22 protein-coding genes are annotated in these 25824 nt (G+C 65.1%); 14 read left to right on the top strand and 8 right to left on the bottom strand.

Annotation, left to right across the window (positions count from 1 at the left end; genetic code table 11):
• Window positions 1-25: 25 nt before the first annotated feature.
• Both C4B30_RS23530 and C4B30_RS23525 read right to left on the bottom strand, forming a co-directional pair.
• Window positions 26-319 (bottom strand): DUF4148 domain-containing protein, encoded by a 294-nt coding sequence (locus C4B30_RS23530; RefSeq protein WP_027781548.1) that lies wholly within the window; start codon window positions 317-319, stop codon window positions 26-28.
• Between the two features lie 294 nt (window positions 320-613).
• Complete coding sequence (locus C4B30_RS23525) at window positions 614-1300, bottom strand: response regulator transcription factor (RefSeq protein ID WP_105133084.1); 687 nt, start codon at window positions 1298-1300, stop codon at window positions 614-616.
• A 347-nt stretch (window positions 1301-1647) separates the two neighbouring features.
• Here C4B30_RS23525 and C4B30_RS23520 point away from each other — a divergent pair, with 347 nt between their 5' ends.
• Entirely contained in the window at window positions 1648-1941 is a 294-nt protein-coding gene (locus C4B30_RS23520; RefSeq protein WP_442778467.1) for an H-NS histone family protein, read from the top strand.
• A gap of 109 nt (window positions 1942-2050) precedes the next feature.
• On the top strand, window positions 2051-2875 hold the full coding sequence (locus tag C4B30_RS23515; RefSeq protein ID WP_158683522.1) for a hypothetical protein: 825 nt from the start codon (window positions 2051-2053) through the stop codon (window positions 2873-2875).
• A gap of 24 nt (window positions 2876-2899) precedes the next feature.
• Here C4B30_RS23515 and ceoR read toward each other — a convergent pair whose 3' ends face one another.
• Window positions 2900-3904, bottom strand: coding sequence for a putative multidrug efflux transcriptional regulator CeoR (ceoR, locus tag C4B30_RS23510; protein WP_027781545.1), 1005 nt, complete (start codon window positions 3902-3904; stop codon window positions 2900-2902).
• 172 nt (window positions 3905-4076) lie between these two features.
• Here ceoR and C4B30_RS23505 point away from each other — a divergent pair, with 172 nt between their 5' ends.
• The 5 genes from C4B30_RS23505 to C4B30_RS35400 are packed head-to-tail and all read left to right on the top strand — an operon-like array spanning window position 4077 to window position 11581.
• The gene (locus tag C4B30_RS23505; protein WP_027781544.1) at window positions 4077-4937 is read left to right on the top strand and encodes an alpha/beta hydrolase; all 861 of its coding nucleotides are present in this window, start codon (window positions 4077-4079) and stop codon (window positions 4935-4937) included.
• A 31-nt stretch (window positions 4938-4968) separates the two neighbouring features.
• Window positions 4969-6186 carry a multidrug efflux RND transporter periplasmic adaptor subunit CeoA gene (gene ceoA, locus C4B30_RS23500; protein WP_105133082.1) on the top strand — a complete coding sequence of 406 codons (1218 nt, stop codon included), beginning with the start codon at window positions 4969-4971 and terminating at the stop codon, window positions 6184-6186.
• A 46-nt stretch (window positions 6187-6232) separates the two neighbouring features.
• Window positions 6233-9418: a multidrug efflux RND transporter permease subunit CeoB gene (gene ceoB / locus C4B30_RS23495; RefSeq protein WP_105133081.1), complete on the top strand. Its 3186-nt coding sequence runs from the start codon at window positions 6233-6235 to the stop codon at window positions 9416-9418.
• Window positions 9419-9428: 10 nt separating this feature from the next.
• A complete protein-coding gene (gene opcM / locus C4B30_RS23490) occupies window positions 9429-10964 on the top strand; it encodes a multidrug efflux transporter outer membrane subunit OpcM (protein ID WP_105133095.1) in 1536 nt (511 codons plus the stop codon).
• On the top strand, window positions 10961-11581 hold the full coding sequence (locus C4B30_RS35400; protein WP_158683520.1) for a hypothetical protein: 621 nt from the start codon (window positions 10961-10963) through the stop codon (window positions 11579-11581). The genes opcM and C4B30_RS35400 overlap by 4 nt, the downstream gene beginning before the upstream one ends.
• Window positions 11582-11826: 245 nt before the next feature.
• On the opposite strand, the gene C4B30_RS23480 is transcribed toward C4B30_RS35400, so the two are convergent.
• Both C4B30_RS23480 and C4B30_RS23475 read right to left on the bottom strand, forming a co-directional pair.
• Complete coding sequence (locus C4B30_RS23480) at window positions 11827-13320, bottom strand: M81 family metallopeptidase (protein ID WP_105133079.1); 1494 nt, start codon at window positions 13318-13320, stop codon at window positions 11827-11829.
• Window positions 13321-13393: 73 nt separating this feature from the next.
• Window positions 13394-14698 (bottom strand): MFS transporter, encoded by a 1305-nt coding sequence (locus C4B30_RS23475; protein WP_027781539.1) that lies wholly within the window; start codon window positions 14696-14698, stop codon window positions 13394-13396.
• A gap of 176 nt (window positions 14699-14874) precedes the next feature.
• Between C4B30_RS23475 and C4B30_RS23470 the strand changes: the two genes are divergently transcribed.
• The 5 genes from C4B30_RS23470 to C4B30_RS23450 all read left to right on the top strand — a co-directional run bounded on the left by C4B30_RS23470 (window position 14875) and on the right by C4B30_RS23450 (window position 21154).
• Window positions 14875-15843, top strand: coding sequence for a LysR family transcriptional regulator (locus C4B30_RS23470; RefSeq protein ID WP_027781538.1), 969 nt, complete (start codon window positions 14875-14877; stop codon window positions 15841-15843).
• Window positions 15844-16392: 549 nt separating this feature from the next.
• On the top strand, window positions 16393-16596 hold the full coding sequence (locus tag C4B30_RS35905) for a hypothetical protein (RefSeq protein ID WP_234015457.1): 204 nt from the start codon (window positions 16393-16395) through the stop codon (window positions 16594-16596).
• Between the two features lie 46 nt (window positions 16597-16642).
• Window positions 16643-18277 carry an LVIVD repeat-containing protein gene (locus tag C4B30_RS23460; protein WP_027781536.1) on the top strand — a complete coding sequence of 545 codons (1635 nt, stop codon included), beginning with the start codon at window positions 16643-16645 and terminating at the stop codon, window positions 18275-18277.
• Window positions 18274-19617, top strand: coding sequence for a DUF6765 family protein (locus tag C4B30_RS23455; protein WP_230469044.1), 1344 nt, complete (start codon window positions 18274-18276; stop codon window positions 19615-19617). The genes C4B30_RS23460 and C4B30_RS23455 overlap by 4 nt, the downstream gene beginning before the upstream one ends.
• Before the next feature lie 16 nt (window positions 19618-19633).
• Window positions 19634-21154, top strand: a complete 1521-nt coding sequence (locus C4B30_RS23450) for a hypothetical protein (RefSeq protein ID WP_027781534.1) — start codon at window positions 19634-19636, stop codon at window positions 21152-21154.
• On the opposite strand, the gene C4B30_RS23445 is transcribed toward C4B30_RS23450, so the two are convergent.
• Window positions 21117-22052: a helix-turn-helix transcriptional regulator gene (locus tag C4B30_RS23445; protein ID WP_027781533.1), complete on the bottom strand. Its 936-nt coding sequence runs from the start codon at window positions 22050-22052 to the stop codon at window positions 21117-21119. The two genes, C4B30_RS23450 and C4B30_RS23445, sit on opposite strands and share 38 nt — an antisense overlap.
• Before the next feature lie 262 nt (window positions 22053-22314).
• Window positions 22315-23166 (bottom strand): alpha/beta fold hydrolase, encoded by an 852-nt coding sequence (locus C4B30_RS23440; RefSeq protein ID WP_027781532.1) that lies wholly within the window; start codon window positions 23164-23166, stop codon window positions 22315-22317.
• 303 nt (window positions 23167-23469) lie between these two features.
• On the opposite strand from C4B30_RS23440, the gene C4B30_RS23435 reads away from it, so the two are divergent.
• A complete protein-coding gene (locus C4B30_RS23435) occupies window positions 23470-24609 on the top strand; it encodes a helix-turn-helix domain-containing protein (protein WP_027781531.1) in 1140 nt (379 codons plus the stop codon).
• Window positions 24606-25451 (top strand): GSU2403 family nucleotidyltransferase fold protein, encoded by an 846-nt coding sequence (locus C4B30_RS23430; protein ID WP_027781530.1) that lies wholly within the window; start codon window positions 24606-24608, stop codon window positions 25449-25451. The genes C4B30_RS23435 and C4B30_RS23430 overlap by 4 nt, the downstream gene beginning before the upstream one ends.
• Before the next feature lie 22 nt (window positions 25452-25473).
• Here C4B30_RS23430 and C4B30_RS23425 read toward each other — a convergent pair whose 3' ends face one another.
• Window positions 25474-25803, bottom strand: coding sequence for a DUF3579 domain-containing protein (locus C4B30_RS23425; protein WP_027781529.1), 330 nt, complete (start codon window positions 25801-25803; stop codon window positions 25474-25476).
• Window positions 25804-25824 lie beyond the last annotated feature (21 nt).

Raw genomic sequence — 25824 nt, 5'->3', positions numbered from 1 at the left:
CAATCCGTTGCGCGGCGTCGTGCGTTTACCGGCCCCCGCCGGCGAGCTGATTGCCTTCCGGCATCGGGCGATACGGGCCTTGCGCGAGTTCGAGCCCTTGCGGATACGAAGTCGCCTTGCGCAGGTACGCGAGCGTGCCGTCCTTGCGTGCCTGCTCGACTTCCGCGCTCACTTCGGCGCGCGTACGCGGGCCGTTGTGCTGCGAGTACCACGATGTGTTGCCGTAGTCGCCGGCGTGCGGGGTGCCCGAATCGGCGAAGGCCGGTGCGGACACGGCAAGGGTAAGAGCAAGGGCCGAGAGAAGATGGCGGCGGTTCATGATGGGACTCCTGTGTATTCAATGCGCATGCTGCTGCGCGACAGGATCTACTCTAGGAGCCGAGGCGAAGCCGATAAATGGTGCTGCGGTGAATTGAATTGTCGCTCCAATGGAACAATCGGAAACCGCACCTTCTGTAGGGTTTAGCGGAGTGCCTTGCTGAGCATGGGCGGGCGAAACGAGGCGCATGTCGTTTCGTACGCGCCGCGCGTGCCGCGCAATTTGATTGGGACTATCGATGCAATAGTGTTCTGCGAATCATGGCGGGACGGCGCATGCTGCGATGCGGCGTCGTCAGGCTGCTTCGAGCCGGTAGCCGAGCATGTAGACCGTGCTGAGTCGCACGCCGTTCGCGGGATGGAGTGCGAGCTTGAGCCGCAGCCGGTAGATGTGCGTGTCGAGGCTGCGCGACACGCCGGCCATGTCGCGTCCCCAGAGCGAGCGTATCAGCGCGTCGCGCGGCATGATGCGTCCGAGGTTGCGAAACAGCAGCACGGCGAGATCGAATTCTCGCGGCGTCAGCCTGATCGGCGCGTCATGCAGCAGCACGGTCCGCGCCTTGATGTTGATCCGGTAGCTGCCGACGTCGAACACGTTCTGCTGGACGCCACCGTCGTGATACGCGCGGCGCAGCAGCGCATTGACCCGCACCAGCAACTCGAACTCGTTGACCGGCTTGAGCATGTAGTCGTCGGCGCCCGCGTCGATCGCGGAAAACATCACGTCCTCCCGCACGCGATTCGTCAGGAAGAGGATCGGCAGGCGCCCGCCGATGCGTTCGCGGGTCCATTTGAGTACGTCGAATCCGGACAGCCCAGGCACGAGCCAATCGAGGATCAGCAGGTCGACGACCGCGCTTTCCATATGACGGATCGCATGGTGGCCGTTGCCGACCGCATGCACGTGGTATCCCGATTTTTCCAGTACGGCGGTGATCAATTCGACATAGGTTTCGTCGTCCTCGAGATATAGAACATTCATATTTAGTACTCCTTTGGTAGCGAGCGAATCGATCGAACCGCATCGGGCGTATGAGGGGAGAGGCTCACGATTCGTTCGAAACCGGCCGGAAGCAGGCAATAAGCCGCGATATTCGCATCGTCTCGTCTAAAAATTGTCAACAATTTTGAACGCAAAAAATACTGGAAAGTAAGCATGAAAAGGACTTTCATCTATTTTTTTGAATCTATATAGATGCCCATCTGTTGACAAAAGTTGTCAATTGAAACGGCCCGCACGATTACGCTTGGCCGTGATGGCATGGCGTCGATATGACGACGGCCGATATACGTTTCTCGGGGGCAGTCGTGTTGATATACAGATCGTTCATGGAAAAGAAAGCGCTGCTCGAAGAGCAACTCGAACGCGAACGTCTCGCCATAGCGGCTACCGTGCTGCTCGAAGTGCGGCGTTGCATCGAAGAGTTCGGTTTCAGTCACGATGTGGTTTTTCCGGGTATTGGCGTTCGGGGAAGAAAGCGGCGCGTGAAGTACTTCAATCCGGAGACTGGGCAGACATGGTCCGGCGTCGGTCGCGAGCCGGCGTGGCTGCGGGGGCAGGATCGGAGTCGGTTCGAAATCGATGCACATTCGGCCGAGTCGACGGAGGATGAGGAATCCTGATCATTTGGTAAGGTCAATATCGTCGGGGCCGCATCGGTGCGGCGTCGGATGATGCGATGCATGGACGGAGGTTCGCGGGACGACGACGGCACATGCGCTGCCATGGTGGATGGAACCAGTCCCATTTCAACTATCTTACATTTTGTTTGTGACAGTTGTTGATGTCAACATCGATGCCTGGCCGGCAGGCATGGGCGGACGGGACGGCGCGGAGGCGCGAAATCGCATGAGCAATTGGGCTGCCCGACAGCGCGGTGAGACGCTGGAGTTCGAACAGGTGTGCGTCGGTATCAGTGTCGCGACCGAGATCGTCGAAATCTCCGTGTCGTCGCTGAGCACGATCCTCGGCTATCGGAACGAGACGTTCGGCATCGAATCGATGACCGATGCGATTGCTGAATGGTCGCCGGCGCTCGTCGTACTGGAAGCGGCCGGTGGGCTCGAAGCCGAGGTGGCGTGCGCGCTGCAGGCCGTGCGGTTGCCGGTCATGGTGGTCAATCCGCATCATGCGCGCGATTTCGTCGCGGGGGCGGCCGAGTGGCCGCTCGAAGGGAAAGGCGCGCGCGCACGTGTGCTGGCGGAGCTTGCGTGCGCGCTCGCCCGGCATCCGGCTTGCAGCCGGATCATCGCGCCGCTACCCGATCCGCAACTGCATCACGTGCAGGCGCTGGTGCAGCGGCGCCGGCAGCTTATGCGCACACTGATCGCGGAGTATCAGATGCTGGCCTGGTGCCACGCGAGCGTGCGCGGCGGCATCGAGCAGACGATCGCGTTCCTGAAGAACCAGATTGGTTGGGTCGACCGCCATTGCGCGCGGCACGTGAGCGCCCAGCGCGCCGACGTTGCGCGAGCGCTGGCGCGGGCGAAGCGAACGGGGCCCGGCGCGCCCGCCGGCCGGGCCGGCGATTTCATGCGCGCGTGGCGGGCGAAGTGACGCGACGGCCGGCGGGCGCCGGCGTTACGCGACCCACTCGTTAATGACCGGCGTATCGAGCACCGGCGCGCGCTCGGCTTCCTCGAACGTGCGCTTGCTGCACGTCGCGTCGAGGCTGCCCTTGCCGCTCAGCAGCGGGCAGCGGTCGAACACCTCGGCAATCCAGTCGACGAACACGCGCACCTTCGGCGACAGATGACGGCTGTGCGGATACACGACCGAGATCGGCATCGGTAGCGGCTTGAGGCCGGGCAGTACTTCCTTGAGCCGGCCTTCGCGCAGGTGCGGCAGCACCATGAACAGCGGCGGCTGGATCAGGCCGAAGCCCTCGACCCCGCACGTCACGTACGCATCCGCGTCGTTCACCGACACGATGCCTTCCATCTTCATCTCGACTTCCTTGCCTTCGATCAGGAACGTCCAGTCGATCGTGCGGCCGGTGCGGCTCGAGAAGTAGTTGACGGCCTTGTGCTGGCTCAGGTCGTCGATCGTCTGCGGCTCGCCGTGGTGCTCGAGATAGTCGGGCGACGCGACCGTCACGCATTCGAACAGGCCGACGCGGCGTGCGACGAGCGACGAATCCTGCAGCGCCCCGACGCGGATCACGCAGTCGACGCCTTCCTGCAGCAGGTCGACCGGCCGATCGGACAGGCCGAGTTGCAGGTCGATGTCCGGATAGCGCGTATGAAACTCGCACAGCGACGGAATCACGAGCAGCCGCCCGATCGAGCCCGGCATGTCGATACGCAACTTTCCGTGCGGCTTCCGGTTGTTGGCCTGGAAGCTTGCTTCGGTTTCCTCGACGTCCGCGAGGATCCGCACGCATCGTTCGTAGTAGGCGGCGCCGTCCGGCGTGAGCGAGAGCCGGCGCGTGGTCCGGTGCATCAGCCGCACGCCGAGGAATGCTTCGAGATTCTGGATGATCGTCGTGACGGACGCTCGCGGCAAGCTGAGCGTTTCTGCTGCCTTGGTGAAGCTGCTTGTATCGACGACGCGAGTAAACACCTGCATGGCCTGAAGCCGGTCCATCACAACCTCCGCACTAATTTGCCGCCGGAACGACAAGGCTGCGCTACCTCATGGGTGAACGCAGCCTCGGATTGTTCGGGGGCGTTGAATTGTGTTGCCGGATTATAGGCATTTATCCCAATGTCTGCCGGACCCAGAATTCGTTCCATCTCGAAATGGATCCTGCATCGTCATGGACGCATCTGAATTCAGCAAATTCCTGAAAGCCGCGTTGCCCGCGCAAGCCTTGGCGGGCGCGGCGCTGACGGTTGCCGAAGTGGAAATTCCCGGCTACGCACAGGACATCGTGCTGCGCCTCTACCGCCGTCCGGACAAGACCGGGTTGCCAGTAGTGCTTTATTTCCACGGTGGCGGCTTCGTCCGCGGTTCGCTCGAAGACGCGGATTTCGCCGCGCGTTTTTTAGCAGAACGCTTACCAGCTCTCGTAGTGTCGGTCGATTATTCGCTCGCGCCGGCCTTTCCTTTTCCGGCCGCGCCGGAGGATGCGTATCGCGCCGCCGTGTGGGCCGCGACGCGCGCCCGCGCGTTCGGCGGCAACCCGAAGAAGATCGGGGTCGCCGGGCACGACGCGGGCGGCCAGCTCGCGAACTGCCTGGCCTTCATCGCACGTGACCGCGGTGAAGTGTCGATCGCCGCGCAGGCGCTGTTCGGGCCGATGCTCGACCCGAGCATGACGCGCATCGGCGACGCCGAGCGCCTCGCATCCGACATCACCGCGCGCGAATGCGCGGCCTGCTATCGCGCGTATCTGCCGCAGGCGGCGCAGCGCATGCATCCGTACGCGGCGCCGATCGAATCGGTGCGCCTCGCGGGGCTGCCGCCGACGCTCGTCGTCACCGCGCAGAACGACGTGCTGCACGTCGAGGCGGAGAAATATGCGGGCTGCCTGATTTCGTCGGGCGTGCTCACGCAGGTGATCCGCTATCCGGACATCACGCACGCCGCGCTCGCCACGCACGAAGCCGCGTTCGAGGAAGCCGTGCGCTTCTTCCAGTGCCGCTTCCAGGCGCGCCAGCCGAACCGTTCCGAATAACCAGACCAATCCACGTTTACCGGAGATCCACATGGCCATCCTACGCACCTCCCGTTCCCGAATCGCGACCGCGGCGATCGTCACGCTCGCCGTCGTCGGCCTCGGCACGTTCGGCGCGATGCGCGTGAACGCGAACGCGCCCGAAAAAGCGGCAGCGCCCTTGCCCGAAGTCGACGTCGCGACCATCGTGCCGCAGACCGTGACCGACTGGCAAAGCTACTCGGGCCGCCTCGAAGCGGTCGAGAAAGTCGACGTGCGCCCGCAGGTGTCGGGCACGATCGTCGCGGTGAACTTCAAGGACGGCGCGCTCGTGAAGAAGGGCGACGTGCTGTTCGTGATCGATCCGCGCCCGTACCAGGCGGAAGTCGACCGCGCTGCCGCGCAGCTCGCGGGCGCGCAGGCACGCAACGGCTACGCGCAGAGCGACTGGCAGCGCGCGCAGCGGCTGATCGGCGACAACGCGATCGCGAAGCGCGACTACGACGAAAAGCAGAACGCGGCACGCGAAGCGAACGCGAACCTGAAGGCCGCCGAAGCCGCGCTGGAAACGGCACGCATCAACCTCGGCTATACGCGCATCACCGCGCCGGTATCGGGCCGCGTGTCGCGCGCGGAGATCACGCTCGGCAACGTCGTATCGGCCGGCGCGTCGGCCGCGCCGCTGACGACGCTGGTGTCGGTGTCGCCGATCTACGCATCGTTCGACGCGGACGAACAGACCTACCTGCAATACATCAACGGCGCGCGCAGCGGCCGCAAGGTGCCGGTCGAGCTCGGCCTCGCCAACGAAGCCGGCTACTCGCGCAGCGGCGAGATCGATTCGGTCGACAACCGGCTCGACACGTCGTCCGGCACGATCCGCGTGCGCGCACGCTTCGACAATGCGGACGGCACGCTCGTCCCGGGCCTCTATGCGCGCGTGAAGGTGGGCGGCAGCGCGCCGCACGAGGCACTGCTCGTCGACGACGCGGCGATCAACACCGACCAGGACAAGAAGTTCGTGTTCGTCGTCGACCAGCAGGGCCGCGTGTCGTATCGCGAAGTGCAGCCGGGGATGCAGCACGGCAACCGGCGCGTGATCGTCAGCGGCCTCGCCGCCGGCGACCGCGTGATCGTGAACGGCACGCAGCGCGTGCGCCCCGGCGAGCAGGTGAAGCCGCACATGGTCCCGATGACGGGCGGCGACGAGCCGTCCGCGCCGCTCGCGAGCACCGCGAAGCCGGCCGCACCGGCGAAGGCGGATTCGTAAGCGGCGCGCCCGCTTCGCATCCGCGTTCAACCAGACAGAGCCACACATGAACATTTCAAAATTCTTTATCGACCGGCCGATCTTTGCAGGAGTCCTATCGGTGATCATCCTGCTCGGCGGGGTGATCGCGATGTTTCTGCTGCCGATTTCGGAATATCCGGAAGTCGTGCCGCCTTCCGTGATCGTGAAGGCGCAGTACCCGGGCGCGAACCCGAAAGTGATCGCCGAGACGGTCGCGTCGCCGCTGGAAGAGCAGATCAACGGCGTCGAGGACATGCTCTACATGCAGTCGCAGGCGAACAGCGACGGCAACATGACGATCACCGTCACGTTCAAGCTCGGCACCGATCCGGACAAGGCCACGCAGCTCGTGCAGAACCGCGTGAACCAGGCGCTGCCGCGCTTGCCGGAAGACGTGCAGCGGCTCGGCATCACCACGGTGAAGAGCTCGCCGACGCTGACGATGGTGGTCCACCTGATCTCGCCGGACAACCGCTACGACATGACCTATCTGCGCAACTACGCGCTGATCAACGTGAAGGATCGCCTGTCGCGGATCCAGGGCGTCGGCCAGGTGCAGCTGTGGGGTTCGGGCGACTACGCGATGCGCGTGTGGCTCGATCCGCAGAAGGTCGCGCAGCGCGGGCTGTCGGCCGAGGACGTCGTGCAGGCGATCCGCGAGCAGAACGTGCAGGTCGCGGCCGGCGTGATCGGCGCATCGCCGTCGCTGCCCGGCACGCCGCTGCAGCTGTCGGTGAACGCGCGCGGCCGTCTGCAGACGGAAGACGAATTCGGCGACATCGTCGTGAAGACGACGCCGGACGGCGGCGTCACGCACCTGCGCGACATCGCGCGGATCCAGCTCGACGCATCCGAATACGGGCTGCGCTCGCTGCTCGACAACAAGCCGGCCGTCGCGATGGCGATCAACCAGTCGCCGGGCGCGAACTCGCTGCAGATCTCCGACGAAGTGCGCAAGACGATGGCGGAGCTGAAGCAGGACATGCCGGCGGGCATCGACTACAAGATCGTCTATGACCCGACGCAGTTCGTGCGCTCGTCGATCAAGGCCGTCGTGCACACGCTGCTCGAGGCGATCGCGCTGGTCGTGATCGTCGTGATCGTGTTCCTGCAGACCTGGCGCGCGTCGCTGATTCCGCTGATCGCGGTGCCGGTGTCGATCATCGGCACGTTCTCCCTGCTGCTGGCGTTCGGGTATTCGATCAACGCGTTGTCGTTGTTCGGGATGGTGCTCGCGATCGGGATCGTGGTGGACGATGCGATCGTCGTCGTCGAGAACGTCGAGCGCAACATCGAGGGCGGGATGAACGCGCGGCAGGCGACCTACAAGGCGATGCAGGAAGTGAGCGGGCCGATCATCGCGATCGCGCTGACGCTCGTCGCCGTGTTCGTGCCGCTCGCGTTCATGTCGGGCCTGACCGGCCAGTTCTACAAGCAGTTCGCGATGACCATCGCGATCTCGACGGTGATCTCGGCGTTCAACTCGCTGACGCTGTCGCCGGCGCTGTCCGCGATCCTGCTGAAGGGGCATGGCGAGAAGGAAGACTGGCTCACGCGCGTGATGAACCGCGTGCTCGGCGGCTTCTTCCGCGGCTTCAACAAGGTGTTCCATCGCGGTGCGGAGAACTACGGCCGCGGCGTGCGTCGCGTGCTGTCGCGCAAGACGGCGATGCTCGGCGTGTATCTCGTGCTGGTGGGCGCGACGGTGCTCGTGTCGAAGGTCGTGCCGGGCGGCTTCGTGCCCGCGCAGGACAAGGAATACCTGATCGCGTTCGCGCAGCTGCCGAACGGTGCATCGCTCGACCGCACCGAGAAGGTGATCCGCGACATGGGTTCGATCGCGCTGAAGCAGCCGGGCGTCGAGAGCGCGGTCGCGTTTCCGGGGCTGTCGGTCAACGGCTTCACCAACAGCTCGAGCGCGGGCATCGTGTTCGTCACGCTGAAGCCGTTCGCGGAACGGCACGGCAAGGCGCTGTCGGCCGGCGCGATCGCCGGTGCGCTGAACCAGAAATACGGCGCGATGAAGGATTCGTTCGTCGCGGTGTTTCCGCCGCCGCCGGTGCTGGGCCTCGGTACGCTCGGCGGGTTCAAGATGCAGATCGAGGATCGCGGCGCGGTCGGTTACGCGAAGCTGTCGGATGCGACCAACGACTTCATCAAGCGCGCGCAGCAGGCGCCGGAACTCGGCCCGTTGTTCACGAGCTACCAGATCAACGTGCCGCAGCTCAACGTCGATCTCGACCGCGTGAAGGCGAAGCAGCTCGGCGTGCCGGTGACCGACGTGTTCAACACGATGCAGGTGTATCTCGGTTCGCTGTACGTGAACGACTTCAACCGCTTCGGGCGCGTGTACCAGGTGCGCGTGCAGGCCGATGCGCCGTTCCGTCAGCGCGCGGACGACATCCTGCAACTGAAGACGCGTAACGACAAGGGCGAGATGGTGCCGCTGTCGTCGCTCGTCACCGTGACGCCGACGTTCGGCCCGGAAATGGTCGTGCGCTACAACGGCTACACGGCGGCCGACATCAACGGCGGCCCGGCGCCCGGCTTCTCGTCGGGGCAGGCACAGGCCGCGGTCGAGCGCATCGCGCACGAAACGCTGCCGCGCGGCGTGCGCTTCGAGTGGACCGACCTCACGTACCAGCAGATCCTCGCGGGCGATTCGGCGATGTACGTGTTCCCGATCAGCGTGCTGCTCGTGTTCCTCGTGCTCGCCGCGCTGTATGAAAGCCTGACGCTGCCGCTCGCGGTGATCCTGATCGTGCCGATGAGCATTCTGTCGGCGCTGACGGGCGTGTGGCTCACGCAAGGCGACAACAACATCTTCACGCAGATCGGCCTGATGGTGCTGGTGGGACTGTCGGCGAAGAACGCGATCCTGATCGTCGAATTCGCGCGCGAGCTCGAACACGACGGCAGGACACCGCTCGAGGCCGCGATCGAGGCGAGCCGTCTGCGGCTGCGCCCGATCCTGATGACGTCGATCGCCTTCATCATGGGCGTGGTGCCGCTCGTCACGTCGACGGGCGCCGGTTCGGAAATGCGCCATGCGATGGGTGTCGCGGTGTTCTTCGGGATGCTCGGCGTGACACTGTTCGGGCTGATGCTGACGCCGGTGTTCTACGTCGTGCTGCGTACGCTCGCGGGCGGGAAGATCCACGTCGCCGGCAAGGATTCGGCGGGGTACGGTGTGCCGGCGCCCGATGCTTGAGGACCAGAAAATGAATAACTTGCACAACACGAACGGCCTGATGCGCTTCGCGAAGGTGGCGGCCGCGAGCACCCTGCTCGCGACGCTGCTCGCCGCGTGCGCGGTCGGCCCCGATTACAAGCGTCCGGATGCGGCGGCCCCCGCCGCGTTCAAGGAAGCGCCGACCCTCGCCGCCGGCGAGCAGGCCGGCACGTGGAAGACGGCCGAGCCGTCGGACGGCGAACATCGCGGCGAATGGTGGAAGGTGTTCGGCGACCCGGTGCTCGATTCGCTCGAGACGCAGGCGCTCGCCGCGAACCAGAACCTCAAGGCCGCGGCCGCTCGGGTCGAGGAAGCGCGTGCGGCGACCCGTTCGGCGCGCTCGCAATGGTTCCCGCAGGTCGGCGTCGGGTTCGGGCCGACGCGCGAGGGGCTGTCGTCGGCGTCTCAGCTCCAGCCGCAGGGCACGGGCCCGACCAACGCGACGCTGTGGCGCGCCCAGGGCACGGTGTCGTACGAAGCCGACCTGTTCGGTCGAGTCGGCCGCAACGTCGAGGCGTCGCGTGCCGATCAGGCGCAGAGCGAAGCGCTGTTCCGCTCGGTGCAGCTCGCGCTGCAGGCCGACGTCGCGCAGAACTACTTCGAACTGCGGCAGCTCGACTCGGACCAGGATCTGTATCGCCGCACCGTCGAACTGCGCGACCAGGCATTGAAGCTCGTGCAGCGCCGCTTCAACGAAGGCGATATCAGCGAGCTCGACGTGTCGCGCGCGAAGAACGAGCTGGCCAGCGCGCAGGCCGATGCGGTCGGCGTCGCGCGCCGGCGCGCGGCGTCCGAGCATGCGCTCGCGATCCTGCTTGGCAAGGCGCCCGCGGATTTCGCGTTCAAGGAAACGCCGATCGTGCCGGTCGCGGTGAAGATTCCGCCGGGCCTGCCGTCCGCGCTGCTGGAGCGCCGCCCGGACGTGTCGGCGGCCGAGCGCGCGATGGCGGCCGCCAACGCGCGGATCGGGCTCGCGAAGTCGGCGTACTTCCCGAAGCTCGATATCACCGGGTCGTTCGGCTATGAGGCGTCGACGCTCGGCAACCTGTTCCTGTGGTCGAGCCGCACGTTCCTGCTCGGGCCGTTCGCCGGCACCGCGCTGACGCTGCCGCTGTTCGACGGCGGGCGTCGTGCGGCCGGCGTGCAGCAGGCGCGCGCGCAGTACGACGAACAGGTCGCGAACTACCGGCAGCAGGTGCTCGTCGCGTTCCGGGAGGTCGAGGACAATCTCGCCGACCTGCGCCTGCTCGACGACCAGATCCGCGCGCAGGATGCGGCCGTCAACGCGTCGCGCCGTGCGGCGACGCTGTCGCGGACGCAGTACCAGGAAGGCGAGGTCGCGTATCTCGACGTGATCGACAGCGAGCGGTCGGTGTTGCAGTCGCAATTGCAGTCGAATCAGTTGACGGGTGCGCAGGCGGTGTCGACCGTGAACCTGATTCGCGCGCTGGGCGGCGGGTGGGGTGCGGCGCCGACGGCGGTCGGCGATGCGGCGACCGGCAAGGCGGAGGTGGCTGTGCGGTGAGCGAGAACGGCGAGCGGGTGCCGCTCGCCAGCCATGAAGCGAAGAACCCCGGCATGCAGGCTCAGGTCTGTATGCCGGGGTTTTTTATGGCCATCGCAAATTTTAGGGAGCAATGGCGGCGATCGGCCACATTGAGACGTTCGACAGCACGGCGTGCATCGCTGACAATCGACGCATTGACGCCGCAAGTCGCGATGCCAGGACGCAATATGCCGAACGATCTGAACCGGGCTACTTGTTGGGTTAGGTTTATGCTTGAGCACTGTCCGTTTCCAAATCGAGACGCGCTTGCGGCGCAGTTTGAGAATGCGGAGATAGTCAGACTCTGTAAATGTGGATGCAACAGTTTTGGCCTGTCACTGGCCGTGCCTGATAAAGTTCCCCCCATTGCCATCGCTTCCAGCGGACAGCCTTGTCGAATGGTGTTTGAGACGGACTTCCGGGATCGGAACGGGGCAGAAGGTCGGGGGTCGATTGAGATTCTGCTCTTTGCCGACGAGTCAGGTCATCTGGCCGATGTCGAAATCGACTATTGCGGAAACGGCATACCCGTTCCCGAAAGTCTGGATCTGGAAAGCACACCTTATAACGTCTTCGTCAGCGAATCGCTCATTTAGAACTGAGCGGAAATTGCGCCTGCTCGTCCGGACAGTGAACGACCGCTATTGATCAGATCGGCAATCCACGAAACCCTTTTATTGCATTGTGTGTCGCAACTAACGGTCAGCTCCGCGCGACAACTTCCGACGGTGCGGCGGCGCTCCGCCGCACCGCTTATGGGTGACGACAATCAGCATACAGGCAGGGCGGCAACGCCCGACGTTGCGGCCGCATCCGCAGGAACCAGTCACGCGCCACCGCATCACGCGCCGCCAAACGCGTCCCCCATCGGCCTCATCCGCATTCCGCGCGCGAGCCGGGTCCACGGCAGGTCGGCCGGATCGGCCTGCATCGGTCCCGGCGCCTTGGCGACCAGCACCGCATGCGCGATGTCCTGGAAATCGGCGCGGAAGTGCACCGAGCTCTTGTTGACGAGAATCTTCATCGCTTCCGGCTCGACGCCACCCACCCGATACAGATTGCGGTCGAGCATCTGCGCCTTGCCGGTGCTCACGACGATCCGCACGCCGTCGATCCGCAGGCAGGCGACCGGCCCGACATCGGCCTGCATGCCGTTCATCATCGGGCCGTCGTAGCGGCAGATTCCGTCGGACAGCGCGACGACCTCGAAGCGCGCGCGAAGCGGCTCGTCGCCGGGCACGCCCGAGCCGCCGAGCGACAGGTCGACGCTCGCGCCGACCCCTGCGCGCCACGCCGCGGCCACCGCCGCCGGGTCCCACAGCAGGCCGAGCGCTGCGTCCTGCGCGCCATGACGCAGCAGCGCGCGAAGCAGGCCCGTCGTATTCGAATCGCCGCCCGCGCCCGGGTTGTCCTGAGTGTCGGCGATCACGACTGGTTTGCTTGCGTCCGCTGCGAGCAGCATTGCCTCGCGCACGGCGTCGTCCGGCGACAGGAACGGTACCTGCCACTGCGCCTCGTCGGCCAGCATCGTGTCGTACAGCGTCTGTACGGCGGCCTCTACCGCGTCGGCGTCGCCATAGCCCCAGATGACCGGCCCGCATTCCGGGAAATCCGCGGCCGGGAAACCCGGTGCGAACGACAGCGACACCACGCCGCCGGCTTCGAGCGCCGCGAGGCGCGCGTACATCGCGCGAGCGGGATCGAGCAGCGTGCACATGCCGTTGATCGGGATCAGGAACGGCAGCCGCCGCGCCGCGCGATGCAGCGGGCCGCGGCCAGCGAGCAGGCGTTCGAGCAGTGCGGCCGCGCGTTCACCGCTTTCCGCCATGTCGACGTGCGGATACGTGCGAAAGGCCAGCAGCGCGTCGGCGCGGCTCAGCATCAGGTCGGTCACGTTCGCGTGCAGATCGAGCGACGCGACCACCGGCACGTTCGGACCGACCGCGGCGCGGACGCGCTCGAGCAAGGTGCCTTCGCCGTCGTCCGTATGCTCGGCGACCATCGCGCCGTGCAGGTCGAGATACACCGCGTCGCAGCCGCCGCGTCGCGCCGCCTCGACGATCTCGCCGGCGATGCGTTCGAAGGCGTCCTCGGTGACGTGCGCCGACGGGCTCGCGCCGGCCCAGATCACCGGCAGCAAGCGCCAGCCGCGCCGCTCGGCCGCGTTGATGAAGCCGCCGGCCGGAATGTTGACGTCGCGCAGGGCGAGCACGTCGGCGCCGCGCACCAGCGCGGGAAACCCTTCGCCGCGTTCGAAGTTGGCATAGGTGGCCTTGGTGGGGGCGAAGGTGTTGGTTTCATGCTGGAAACCGGCAACGAGAATGCGTCGGGTCATGAGACTGAGTCCATTAAAGCAGGCAGCTGTGCGTGGTCCATGGGGCGATACGGTGCCGTCGCGGCGCGACCGGTCACCGTGCCGCGGCGGGCAGGCGGTTCATGATCAGCGCCACGGCGCCCGCGACCATCAGCACGACGATCACGAGCAACCCCGCCTGCATGCTGCCGGTTGCGGTGCGGATTTCGCCGATCAGCGTCGGGCTGAGGAAGCCGCCAAGCAGGCCGATCGTGTTGATGAGCGCGATGCCGCCGGCGGCCGCGTTGCCTGTCAGGTATTGCGACGGGATGGCCCAGAACACCGTGTAGGCGGCCCACAACAGCGCCGTGGCGATCGTCATGCAGACGAGCGAGATCGCGAGATTGCCGCCGGCCCAGGTCGCGGCGGCCAGTGCGGCCGCGCCGACGAGCGCCGACACCGCGCTGTGCCAGCGGCGTTCGCCGCGCCGGTCCGAGCACCGGCCGATCACGAGCATCGCGCAGGCGGCGCCGATATACGGAATCATCGAATAGAAGCCGATCTGCATCGTGTCGGTCACGCCGTTGGCCTTGAGAATCGACGGCAGCCAGAAGCTGACCGCATAGATTCCGCAGATCATCGTGAAGTACGCGAAGGCCAGCAGGTAGACGCGTGGGTCGCGCGCCGCCTGCCCGAACGCGTGGTGGCCGGCCGAAGGCGCCTGCAGTTCGGTGGCGAGCAGGCTTTTCTCGCGATCGCTCAGCCACGCCGCATCGTCGGGGCGATCGGCCAGTATCTTCAGCACTAGCAGGCCGAGCACGGCACACGGCAAACCTTCCGCGACGAACATCCATTGCCAGCCGGCCAGCCCGTGTGCGCCATCGAGGGCGGTCATCAGCCAGGTCGACAGCGGCGAGCCGACGATGCCGCCGATCGGCCCGGCCAGCATCACGACGGCCATCACTCCAGCCATGCGGCGCGGGCCGTACCAGTAGGTCAGGTAGAAGATCATGCCAGGCGCGAAGCCGGCCTCGAACACGCCGAGCAGAAAGCGCAGCACGTAGAACGACGTGGTGTCGTGCACGAACATCATGGCGGCGGACGTCAGCCCCCACAGCACCATGATCCGGCTGATCGTCTTGCGCGCGCCGATACGCGGCAGTATCAGGTTGCTCGGAATCTCGAACAGCACGTAGCCGAGGAAGAAAATGCCCGCGCCGAGGCCATACGCCGCGTCGGACAAGCCAAGCGCGCTTTGCATGTGAAGTTTCGCGAAGCCGATGTTGACGCGATCCAGATACGCGAACGTGTAGCAGAGCAACAGCAGCGGCAGCAGGCGCCAGTTCAGTTTGCGGTACAGCGCCTGCACCGGCGCGCTGTCGTGCGTGGCCGAACGGCGGGAGGATGGGACGGCGGACATGTCTCTCTCCAGTGGCGTAAGCGTCTTGTGGGATGGGTTCCGATTGCCGCATCGTCGGAGAGCCGAAAAAGCAGAGCAAGAGCAACTTAAGTGATCTAATGTTGCTCAACGGGCAACGACATGGCGAACCGCTCAGGCGAACCGCCCGGGCGACCATCAGGCAGACGGGACACTCCATGCGCGAACTCAACCAGCGCCGCTTGCGCTACTTCCACGAGGTGCTGACGCACGGCTCCATCCGCGGCGCGGCCGACAGCATCAATACCGCGCCGTCCGTGATCACGCGGCAGATTCGCCTGCTCGAGGAGGAGATCGGCGTCGAGCTGTTCGAGCGGCAGGCGCGCGGCGTGCGGCCGACCGAGGCGGCCGCGCATCTGCTCGAGTACTGGCGCGGGTGCCGCTCGCAGCAGGAATTGTTCGAGGAGCGCCTGCAGGCGTTGCGGCGGCTGCAATCCGGCCAGGTGCGCATCGTCACCAGCGAGGGTTATGTCGACGTGCTGATGGACGAGGTGCTGACCGATTTCTGCATGCGCTATCCGAAGCTCGACGTGATCGTCGACGTCCTGCCGGTCAACAACGTGCTGCAGGAAGTGGCGGAAAGCCGCGCGCACATCGGGCTCGCGTACAACCCGCCGGCCCATCCGGAGATCGCGTATCTCGCCACGTCGTCACAGCCGGTGGTGGCGCTCGTTCATGCCGGCCATCCGCTCGCGGTGCGTGGCGGCGCGGTGCGCGCACACGAACTCGGCGAGTATCCGCTCGCACTGATGCCGCCGGCGTTCGGCCTCGGTCAGGTCGCGCAGATGCTCGCCTATACGGAGAATCTGCCGATCCGTCCGACGCTGACGACCAACTCCCTCGCGGTGTTGCGCCATTTCGTGAAGCGCCACGACGGGATTACGTTGATCGGCGCATTCGCCGCGTATCGCGAACTCGAGAGCGGCGAGCTCGTTGCGCTGCCGATTGCGCATCCGTTGTTCGATTCCGCGAAAGCGCGCCTGCTCGTGAAGGTGGGGCGGCCGCTCGGCGTCGCGGCCGATACGTTGCTGAACTGCCTGCTGCACGACATGACGATGTTCGCGGGGGCGGCGACGCGCCGGGGCCCGACCGGGAAACGGCCGCGCGCGGCGAAACGCGCACGTTGACGGGGGGCTGTCGTCAGCGGCGGCGCTCAGGCGTCGGCGCGTCGTGTGCCGCTGACAGGCCGTCCGCCGCCTTCCGCGATGCGATTTCCCGGCAAGCCGTCGTGCCGGGTTCCCGTTCCCTTTCCCGCCACCAGCCGAAACGACATCGGCGCGCCGCTCCATTCGTCGCGGTTACTCGGGTTACTCGGGTTACTCGGTACGCAATTTCTCGACAGTCCGCAATAAGCCGATATCTCGTCGCGGCACCGCTCACTACCATCCATCGATATCGAATCCACCCGATGGGCGGGCGGTTTGACGGGGCCACCTCGCGTGGCGTGAGTGCCGATGGAACGAAGCACGAGCATCGAGGCAGGACGCCGGCCGTCGCGCGGCCGGGCGCCGGCATGGACCGCGATCGCGTTGACGCTGCTACTGGCGTACGGTGTCGCGAGGCATGCGTCACGGGCATCGCCGGCTGCGCCGCAGCAACGGCATTTCTCCGTCTACGTGGACCGCGACGGGGCGCCATGGGCGCGACCCGTGATCGCGATTCGCGAAGGCATGCCGGTGCATATCGACGTGCATGCGCGGGAAACCGGCGTCCTGATGGTGCATGAAATACCGGGTGCGTTGGCGGCATGCGCGTCCGGCAGTGCGCAGTCGCTGGACATTCTCCCGATCGGCATCACCGGGCGTTTCTCGCTGCATTTCCACAGCCGGACAGGCGACACGATCGAGGTCGCCGTGATCGAAATCTATCCGGGGCCGTGACCGCAGCGCATTTTCATCACGACAAACAAGACGGAAGGAGACAACGATGCAATCACCGATTCGCGCAGCGTTCGCGCTGTCGCTCTGCATGTTCGTGCTGGCCGGCTGCGGCGGAGAAGCCGACGACACGCCGGCGGCCACATCCGGCGTGTCCGTGGCCGACTATGTCGTGCCGCGCGTGCCGAGCTGCAGCCTGGGCGATATGCCCGAGACCGCGCTGCAGGGGCAGGTGCCGGCCGCGCTTCGCCAGGCCGGCTTCGGCGGCTTCAACTGCAACCTCAAGCGCGTCAGCCAGGTTCAGGGCGAAGGCGCGTCGTGGTCGGCCGCCACGTATACCGACAGGAAAGGCCAGACCTGCTTCTATCACGCGACGATGGGCGCGAGCGCGCTGTTCAACAATCCCGATGCGCCGCCGCGCGTGAACCCGGGCGTGCCGGTGATCGACATCACCAACCCGGCGCAGCCAGTGCGGGTGAGCTCGCTGACGTCCACGTCGATGATCGATCCGTGGGAGTCGCTGCGCGTGAACGTCGCGCGCGGGATCCTCGCCGCCGACAACGGCCTGGGCGGCGGTGGCGGCCCGGAGATCGACCTGTACGACATTGCTTCGGATTGCACGCGGCCGCAGTTGCTGGCGAGCGTGCCCGTCGGCACGGGCGCGGACGGAGGCATCGTACCGACCACCCGGTCGCTCGGTCACGAAGGCGGATTTTCGCCGGACGGGCTGACCTATTACGTCGGCGGCGCCTTCACGAAAAGCTACTACGCGGTCGACCTGACCGTGCCGACCCGGCCGAAGATGATTTCCGCGATCAGCCTGTCGGATCTGGGCATGGGCAGCTTTTCGCACGGGCTGTCGGTGAGCCAGGACGGGACGCGTGCGTACTTCGTCGCGTCGGGGAACGGCGGCGCGGCCGTCGGCATGGGCGCGCCGCCGCTGAACGACGCGAACGCGACCGGCGACAACGGCTTTTTCGTCGTCGATACCAGCGAAGTGCAGAGCCGGCGTCCCAATGCGCAGATGCACCGGATCGCGACCGTGCCGGTGCGGAACGGCAGCGTCGCGCAACATACGATCTCGTTCGCTGTGGCGGGAAAACCGTATCTGATCGAAGTCGACGAGGGCGGCGGGGGCGGGCTGCAGGATCCGGGCGCAACGGCCGTCAAGGCCGCGTGCAATGCCGGCGTGGCGCCGTTCCCGATGGGGCACATCTACGACATGTCCAACGAAGCTGCGCCGCGGCTGGTGTCGGAACTCCGGCTCGAAACGCACGCGATCGCGAACTGCAGCAAGGTCATTCCCGATATCGCCGGCCTGACCACATTCACGTACGGCGCGCACTACTGCAGCGTCGACAATCGGCAGAACGCGACCGCGCTCGCGTGCAGTTACTTCAACTCCGGCATTCGCGTCTTCGACATTCGCGATCCGTCGAAGCCGAAGGAGATCGCGTACTACAACCCGGCTTCCGTGAAGTCGCCCGGCGCGGGCTCGGCGCATCTGATGTTCGGTCAGTACCGTGCGGGCGGGCCGGACTGGTGCGCGTCGCGTCTCGATTTCGATTTCGACCGCCGTCTGCTGACCACCGCGTGCCAGGACAACGGCATGCTCGTGCTGTCGTTCGAGAACGGCAGTTGGCCGTTCCCCGAAAGCACGAAGGCGACGGAGATCGGCAATTGATACGCTTTCGCCGTGGTCTGCTGGTTTGCGCGATTGCGCTCGCGATGCCGCTGACGTGTGCCGGTTTCGAGGCCGACGTGCACTTCGGCCTCACGCTGTGGCTCGCACGGCAGGCCGGCTTCGCGCCGCGCGACGCCGACGCCATTGCGCTCGCGGATCAACGCATCGATGCAGGATCGATCGAGTACATGACGTCGCCGTTGCAGTACGCGTGCTTGTCGCGCTTCGTTCCCGATGCCGTCGATGCGCAGGCTCGGCACTATCCGGGCGCGCGCAGCGTGCCGGCCGATGCACAGGCAAGAACGGTCGTACCCGGTGGGCCGGCTGCGCTCGCGCCCGTCGACGCGGCGCTCCGCAAGGCCGGCGGCGGCAAGGCTGCGTTCATGCTCGGCGAATTCGGCCGCGCGCTCCATGGCTGGCAGGATTCGTGGGCGCATCGTGGTGTGCCGTCCGTTCCGGACTGGAACCGTGACGGCATCGCGTGCGATGCCGGTCTGGCGATGGCGGCGCCGCTCGATCGACACACATCGTCCAGCCACGCGGCGGATCTGACCTGGCGTCGGGCGGCCGACGTGGAAGCAATGGCGCAGGCGACCTATCTTCAGATGATCAGGTATCCGAATATCGATGGAACGGCGCGGCAGGCGGCACCCTGGGATCAGGTCCGGCAACGGCTCCCCGGCTTCGTCGCTGCGCGAACGAAGCGCGCGAAGTCGGACTGGTTCGTCGCGAACGGCATCGCGGATACGTCGTTTCTCGACGGTATCAGCCTGCCCGACGGGCCGGCGTGGAAAGCCGTCCGATGGCACGGGCGGCGCGATCTGCCCGCACTGCTGCCGTCGGCGATGCAGGCTGGCGTCGACAAGGACATCGTCGATTTCTACACGCGCTTTCTCAGCGACTGGGTCACGACGTCGCCGGTCGACAAGCGCTGGCTGCCCGCGCTTTCGGCCGAGCACGGGAAGAAGCCCGACGATGCACTGGTCAACGCGCTCGTCGGATGGAGACTGAGGGATCACGGCGCTTATCTGGCCGTCGAAGGGTTGCCGCATTCGACGACGCATTCGCCCGCACCTGCACCTGCGCGCAATCGCGCATCGTTCGAGGTGTTCAGGTCGTTGAACGACGCCGTGCTCCCGCTGATCGTCGAAGGCGAGAAACCGTCCCCCGTCCTGCCTTTCGTGGTATTTGCGCTACCGCGCTCGAGTGCCGGCAACCCGCGCGCCGTTGCACTCATCAAATTGCTCGACGCGCCGTACGACACCGTGGGGATCGTGTCGGAGAAGCGCGACGGAGTCGGCTGGAAGGTGACGGGGTGGGTCTCGTCGGCTGACTACTAATCGGGAGGACGTCGAAATGCGTGAAGATATCGTGCATCAATCGGCGCGCGCGAGCGGCCACTTCGAAGGTGCCGCATTGCGCAGAAAAGGACGGCTGCCTTCTGGGCTCGCATGGAGTGGGCTGTGCATGCCGACCTGCGCGAGCGCCCACGCATGGAATATCCCGTACTACCTTCCGGTGCCGTTGTGGTTGTATGCGTATGCCGCAACGGGCACGCTGATGGTGTCGTTCATGATCCTGGCGTTTGCGTCGGGCACGCGCGCACCCGAGCCGGGAAGTCGATCAGGATCCCGAAAGAAATCGATACGAATCCCGGTTTCTCTGGTGAACGCCGCGCAAATCGCGAGTGCGGTATTCGTCGCGCTCCTGGTCTTGGCCGGCCTCGCGGGAACCGCGAATCCGTTCCTGAACCTGGCGATGTCGGGCTTCTGGATCTGGTTCTATCTGGGCGCTTTGTATGTCAGCGCGATACTGGGCGACGTTTATACATTCACCAATCCGTTTGCGCTGCTGTTGCGGATCGCCGCGCGCTATTTTCCCGTCCTGGAACGCGGGCGCTATCGTTATCCGCAACATCTTGCCTCGTGGCCCGCGTTGGGCGGCTATATCGCGCTCATCGCGCTGGAGCTGTTCGGTGCAGGGCGCCCCCGGGACGTCGGTCTGTTCCTCGTCGCGTATGCCGCGTATGCGCTGATCGGTGCGTTCTGTTTCGGGCGCGAGCGTTGGCTCGACCACGGCGATACGTTCGGCGTGCTGTGCAGACTATGCGCGAAGCTGTCGCCGCTGAAATGGCGTCGGGCAGCGCGTCGTCACGTGATCGTGGAACCGAGAAACCCGATTGCGGACATGTCGTGCGACGGGCCGGCGGATACCAGCGTCGTCGCCTTTCTGTCGTTCATGCTGTCGTCGACGGCCTACGACGGCTTGCGCGATACGGCTACGTGGCACGCGTTTTTCTGGCGCAGCATCTATCCGCACGTCGTCGATCTGTTTCCGTCGCTCGGCCGGCACTACGCTTTTTCAGCGGACATCCTGCTGACCTGGCAATGGCTGGCGTTCGCGATCATCGGCATCGCGTACTACCTGGTGTTCCGCGGCTGTTGCACGCTGGGCGCGATCAGTTCGCGTTCGCCGTCGGGCGGAGCGCCGTTCTCGCGGCAGTTCTGCCTGATACTGCTGCCGATCGCGTTCTTCTACAACGTCTGCCATTACTTCACGCTGTTCTGGGGCGAGGGGCGGCAGATCGTCCAGCTCGCCTCCGATCCGCTCGGGCTCGGGTGGAATCTACTGCCGGTGGCGCCCGCGGCCGATCAGGTGTCGGCGGCCCAGGCGCTCATCGACGTCGGATACATCTGGCATGCGCAGGTTCTCCTGATTCTCGCCGGGCACATCGTGAGCGTGATGCTCACGCATGCGATTGCAGTACGGAGCGGCAGTCCGGCCGGAAGAGCGACCGTCGGCCAGTTGCCGCTGCTCGTGCTGACGATCGCATTGACGATCAGCGGCCTGTGGATTCTCTCGCTTCCACTGGCGTAGCGGTCGCGGTGCGCGGCTTGAGTGCGGAGGGCGACATGCCCCACCGCTTGCGGAATGTCGCCGAAAAGTGGCTCGCCGACGAGAAGCCGCAGTCGAGCGCGGCTTCCGTCACGTCGCAGGATCCGCGCTCGATCAGGCGGCGGGCGGCTTGAAGGCGGCTCTCGATGATGTACTGGTGCGGCGTCAGTCCGTTGGCTTTTCTGAAGCTCCGGATGAACGAATAGAGATCGCCCGGGTAGCCGACCGCATCGGCCACCATCATCAGCGTCAGTGGACTGCGGAAATGGTCCCTGATGTACTCGCCGGCCTTGTGCATCATGCCCGCATGCGCATATTGCTTCGCCTGCGGCCGCGACTCCAGGTGCAGCATGCGATGCAGCGCGGCCGTGCCGAGCGCTTCCGCATAGGTCGGGCCCTGCGGCATCCCCGCGACGGCGTCTTCATGGAGGCTGCGGACGATCTGCGCGAGCAGGTCGTCGATCACGTTCATCCGGAGCGCGGCCGACGCGAACCAGACGTCGCTTTGCAGCCCCGTCCGCGCCAGCCATGACGGTTCGAAGTGGACGCTGATCCACTCGATTTCATCGGACCATCGGCCGGAAAACGAGAAGCCGGGTGGAACATAAGCCAGCGGCCCGTGAACGCGGGTCGGCGCCCACCGGCCGTTGTTCGTTCGCAGCTCGAGTGTCGCAGGCGCCTGCAGGTACATGCCCAGGATCGGGCCGGTCGTCTCCAGATCGACGATTTCCGTGGCGCCGGCGATGTAGTGCTCGATCGAGACCGCGGCGAATGACGGTGCGACGGGCTGCCTTGTCCACTTGTGCGGCGGATGCCAACTGACGCGGCTTCCGTTCGGCGCAATCGCGCAGACGTCCCTCATGGCTGGCCGGCTGATCACGCGTTCTCCTTTCGTCTGATCTGGCGAGCGGTTCCCGAGATGCGATTCGATGCCGCGATGGCATCGCGCAAGCGAACCCACTGTAGGCCGCGATACTTACTCGATGCTTACCTGGCGGCGTGTGTGAGTCGGGGCGGCATCGATGGCATGACGCCGAGGGGTGCGAAACGATTCGATGCGGGCGGCGCACGTCGTTTCGGTTCGGTCGCGGGTAGTGCGACGACAGCGGGAAAGACGGGCGGCGCACGTGCCGCCCGCGACGTTACGCGGCGACGAACTCGTGCACGTAACGGTTGAACACCGCGGGGCTTGCCGCGTTCATTCCGTGCGATGCGCCGGCGACGGTCTGCCGCTGCGCGTTGCCGATCCACTGCTGCAGCGTGTCGACGTTGTTTCGGAACATCTTCGGGCTGCGCTGGCCGTCGATCAGCAGCGTGCGGCAGGCGATATCGCCTGCGGTTTCGGCCGAATACGCGGGCAGCGGATCGCGCAGTTGCTTCGGCAGCGTGCTTGCATTGTCGATCGCCATCGTGCGAAACCGCGACGTGCTCTTCTTCCATGCGCCGGGCAGGCTCACGGAATCGACGAATATCTCGAGACCGACTTCTACGTCGCCTTGCTCGATCAGGTTCACGGCTTTCGTGCGCAGCGCGATCGCGGCGGCGGGCAATGCGGCTTCGCGCACGCCCGGCTGTTGCAGCGGACCGCCCGGATCGGCGAGCGTCAGCGACTCGACGAGGTGCGGATGCTGGCGCGCGACGTTGAACGCGACGCTGCCGCCGCGCGAATGACCGACGAGGTGCACGGCGCCGAGATCGAGCGCGTCGATGAATTCAGCGAGCTCGTCGACGTGGTTCTGCCAGCTGAACTCGTCCTGGATGCCCGCTTCGACGGCCGGCCAGTAGTGGCTCAGGCTCGGCGCGATGCAGCGGTAGTGTGCCGACAGCGACGCGAGCTGCGGATCCCAGTAACGGTAGTCGCACAGCGAACCGTGCACGAACACCATCGGCGCGCCGCTGCCCCGCTCGACATACGGCAGGCTGATGCCTGACGAAAGCGTCGCAAATTGCAGGTCGGGGTTCGCGAGCACGGACGGCTCGATTCGCATGTTCATGACTGAAACTCAAAGGTGCGTCAACACGACGCAACTATGCATCACGGCGAGCTGCAAGGAAAACGCATAATTTTCATCGTGACGATCAATTTTATTGATGACTCGGCTGGAAACCCTTGTCGGACTGAGAGGGCTGACGATTCGCACACCACTCGTCTGCATCCGTGTTCAGTCCCTATATCAACATTAACGGTGTGAGAGCGATGGCGAATGAGCGACGCTTGCGGCGCGCTCGAGATGGTCATAACATGGCCATGTAATTTAACACGCCCAAGTGATTTCACTTGGCCAAGTGAGTTTTATATGAAAACGCTGCCAAATCCTATGCCGGCGCGCATTGCGCTCGACGCTTTCCGGACATTGTTCGAGAAAGCAGACGGTTGGCGCGTGGTCGAGGAGAGTGCGGTACCGGATCATGTCGGGGATCTCATCCTGAGCAATGACAAGGGCCAAACGTACGTCGCGAACCTCAAGACGTTCAACGAGGGACGCGCCGATCGCGTTACCGCGCTATTTGCTCAGGCGCTCCTCGAGGCACGTGCATACGCGAAACGACAGAACATGCGGCCCGCGATTCTGATTTGGGTTGGTAGTGCTCCGCCGTCGCTCATCCAGCGATTGGCCGATTTTCACGCCGAGTTCGCCGGCGGTGAGCCCTTCGCCGTGCTCTCGGCCGACGGAACGCGATATGTCCGGTTTCCGGGACTGGATATTTCCGAGCGTCCGGGTCAGGCGACTCGCTCCTACAGCAGCAGTCGCAGTATCCAGTCGGGGCTGGCATTCTCGGATCTGAACCAGTGGATGCTGAAGCTCCTGCTCGCGATCGATATAAAGAGAGAGAATTTCATCGGTGCGGAGGGCCGGCAATACACCACGGCAACCGACCTCGCGCGTGCAGCCGGTGTTTCGGTCATGACGGCGACGCGGCTGGTCCATGCACTCAAACAGGAAGGCTTCATCGAGACGAAGCCGTTCCTGAAGATCGTGCAACGGCGCAAACTCGCACAACGCTGGAAGGCTGAATACCAGAGGCCGGCAGCGGCAATGCCGATGAAGTTTCTTTTGCCGGCCGCGCCGGACGTCCAGTTACGCAAGATGCTCAAAAATGAGGGCGGCACGCTTGGCCTTTTTGCCGCGGCCGATGCACTCGGCGTCGGCCATGTCAGCGGCGTCCCGCCAACCGTCTGGGTCCCTAGTCTGATGGAAGCCGAAAACTGGCGACCGCTGCGTCGGGCCAAAGACGGCGAACGCCCCGATCTCGTCTTGCAACAGCCTGGCTTTCCCCAATCACTGGGGCGGGGCGTCGTCTACCGCGACGGGTTGCCGGTCACGGACATCATCCAGATCTGGCTCGACGTTTCCGCTCACCCGGCGCGCGGGGCAGAGCAGGCCGCTGAACTGGAGCACGGCGTGCTCGCGAACGTGACTGGAGAAGGTGCATGAGCGAATTGGCCGACTTCAGCAATCTCGCGATGACGTTGGCGCCGTGGCGAGCCAGGATCGTTTTCATCGGAGGCTGGGCTTTTCGGCTCTATTCGTATGAGCCGCGTGCCTGGAAGCCCGACCACAAGCCAATCTTCACGCAGGATGCCGACGTCGCGTATGCAGAGCGCGAAGTGCTCGAAGGAGATATCAAGAGGGCGCTCGAAAGTGCGGGCTTCAAGGAGGAACCGAATTTCGCCGGCGGGTTCAAGCCACCGGCGATGCGTTACACCCTCGGCAAGCAAGCCAACGGGTTTTACGCGGAATTTCTCACGCCGCTGACAGGTAGCCCCTTGCGGCGCAACAAGGCCACGAGGCGGATGGAGCCGGACGCAACGGAGGCGAATGCCGGTGTTGTCGCACAGAAGCTGCGCCATCTCGAGATACTGCTGCACGAACCATGGCTCGTGACGATTCCCGCCGAGGAGTCTGGGTGTGGCGATGCGCTGGTCGATCTGCGTATTCCCAATCCGGTGAGCTTCATGATCCAGAAGCTGCTGATTCGTGACGACAGGATTCCGGAAAAGCGCGCTCAGGATGTGCTTTACATCCACGATGCGATGCTCCTTTTTGGCGGCGCAATCGAGGACGAGCTTGTCCCGATCTGGAGGCGCCTCGAACCCACGTTATCGGATGCTCAGCGCAGGTCCATCGATGCGGGCGTCGGCGCATTTTTCACTGAAGTGAACGACACCATTCGTGCAGCGGCGGACATCCCGCGGCCTGACCGACAGATCGAGCCCGAGGATTTACTCAGGCTGTGCAAGAACGGTTTCGAAGCGCTCTTCGGTGAAGTGCCCTAGAGCGCCGGCCGCCGCCCGCGCGTCATCGCACCACCAACACCGGCACACCCCGAACCTCGACCGGCAGATCATTGTCCGCCGCAAACCGCATCGCGAACTCGAACGCATCGGCACACACATCGCGCAATTCGTCCGACACGAACAGGCATTTGGCGCCGCCATCGACGACCGGCATCGCGAGCCGCGACAGCGCGCACGGATAGCCGGGCCGCCGTTCGCCGACGAACAGCGTGATGACGCCCGCGAGGCGCTCGGGCCAGTCGCTCGGGCGAAAGGTTTTCTGCGCGTGCGTGACGCCGCGGATCAGGTGGCCGGCGAGACGGCCGCGTTCGGTGATGTCGATGCGATCCATGCTGGTGTGCGTATCCTCGTT

Source organism: Burkholderia sp. BE12, from assembly GCF_002959955.1.
In the GTDB taxonomy this organism is placed as follows: domain Bacteria; phylum Pseudomonadota; class Gammaproteobacteria; order Burkholderiales; family Burkholderiaceae; genus Burkholderia.
The sequence above is the reverse complement of the archived record's forward strand: the minus strand, read 5'-3'. Positions and strand labels throughout refer to the sequence as shown.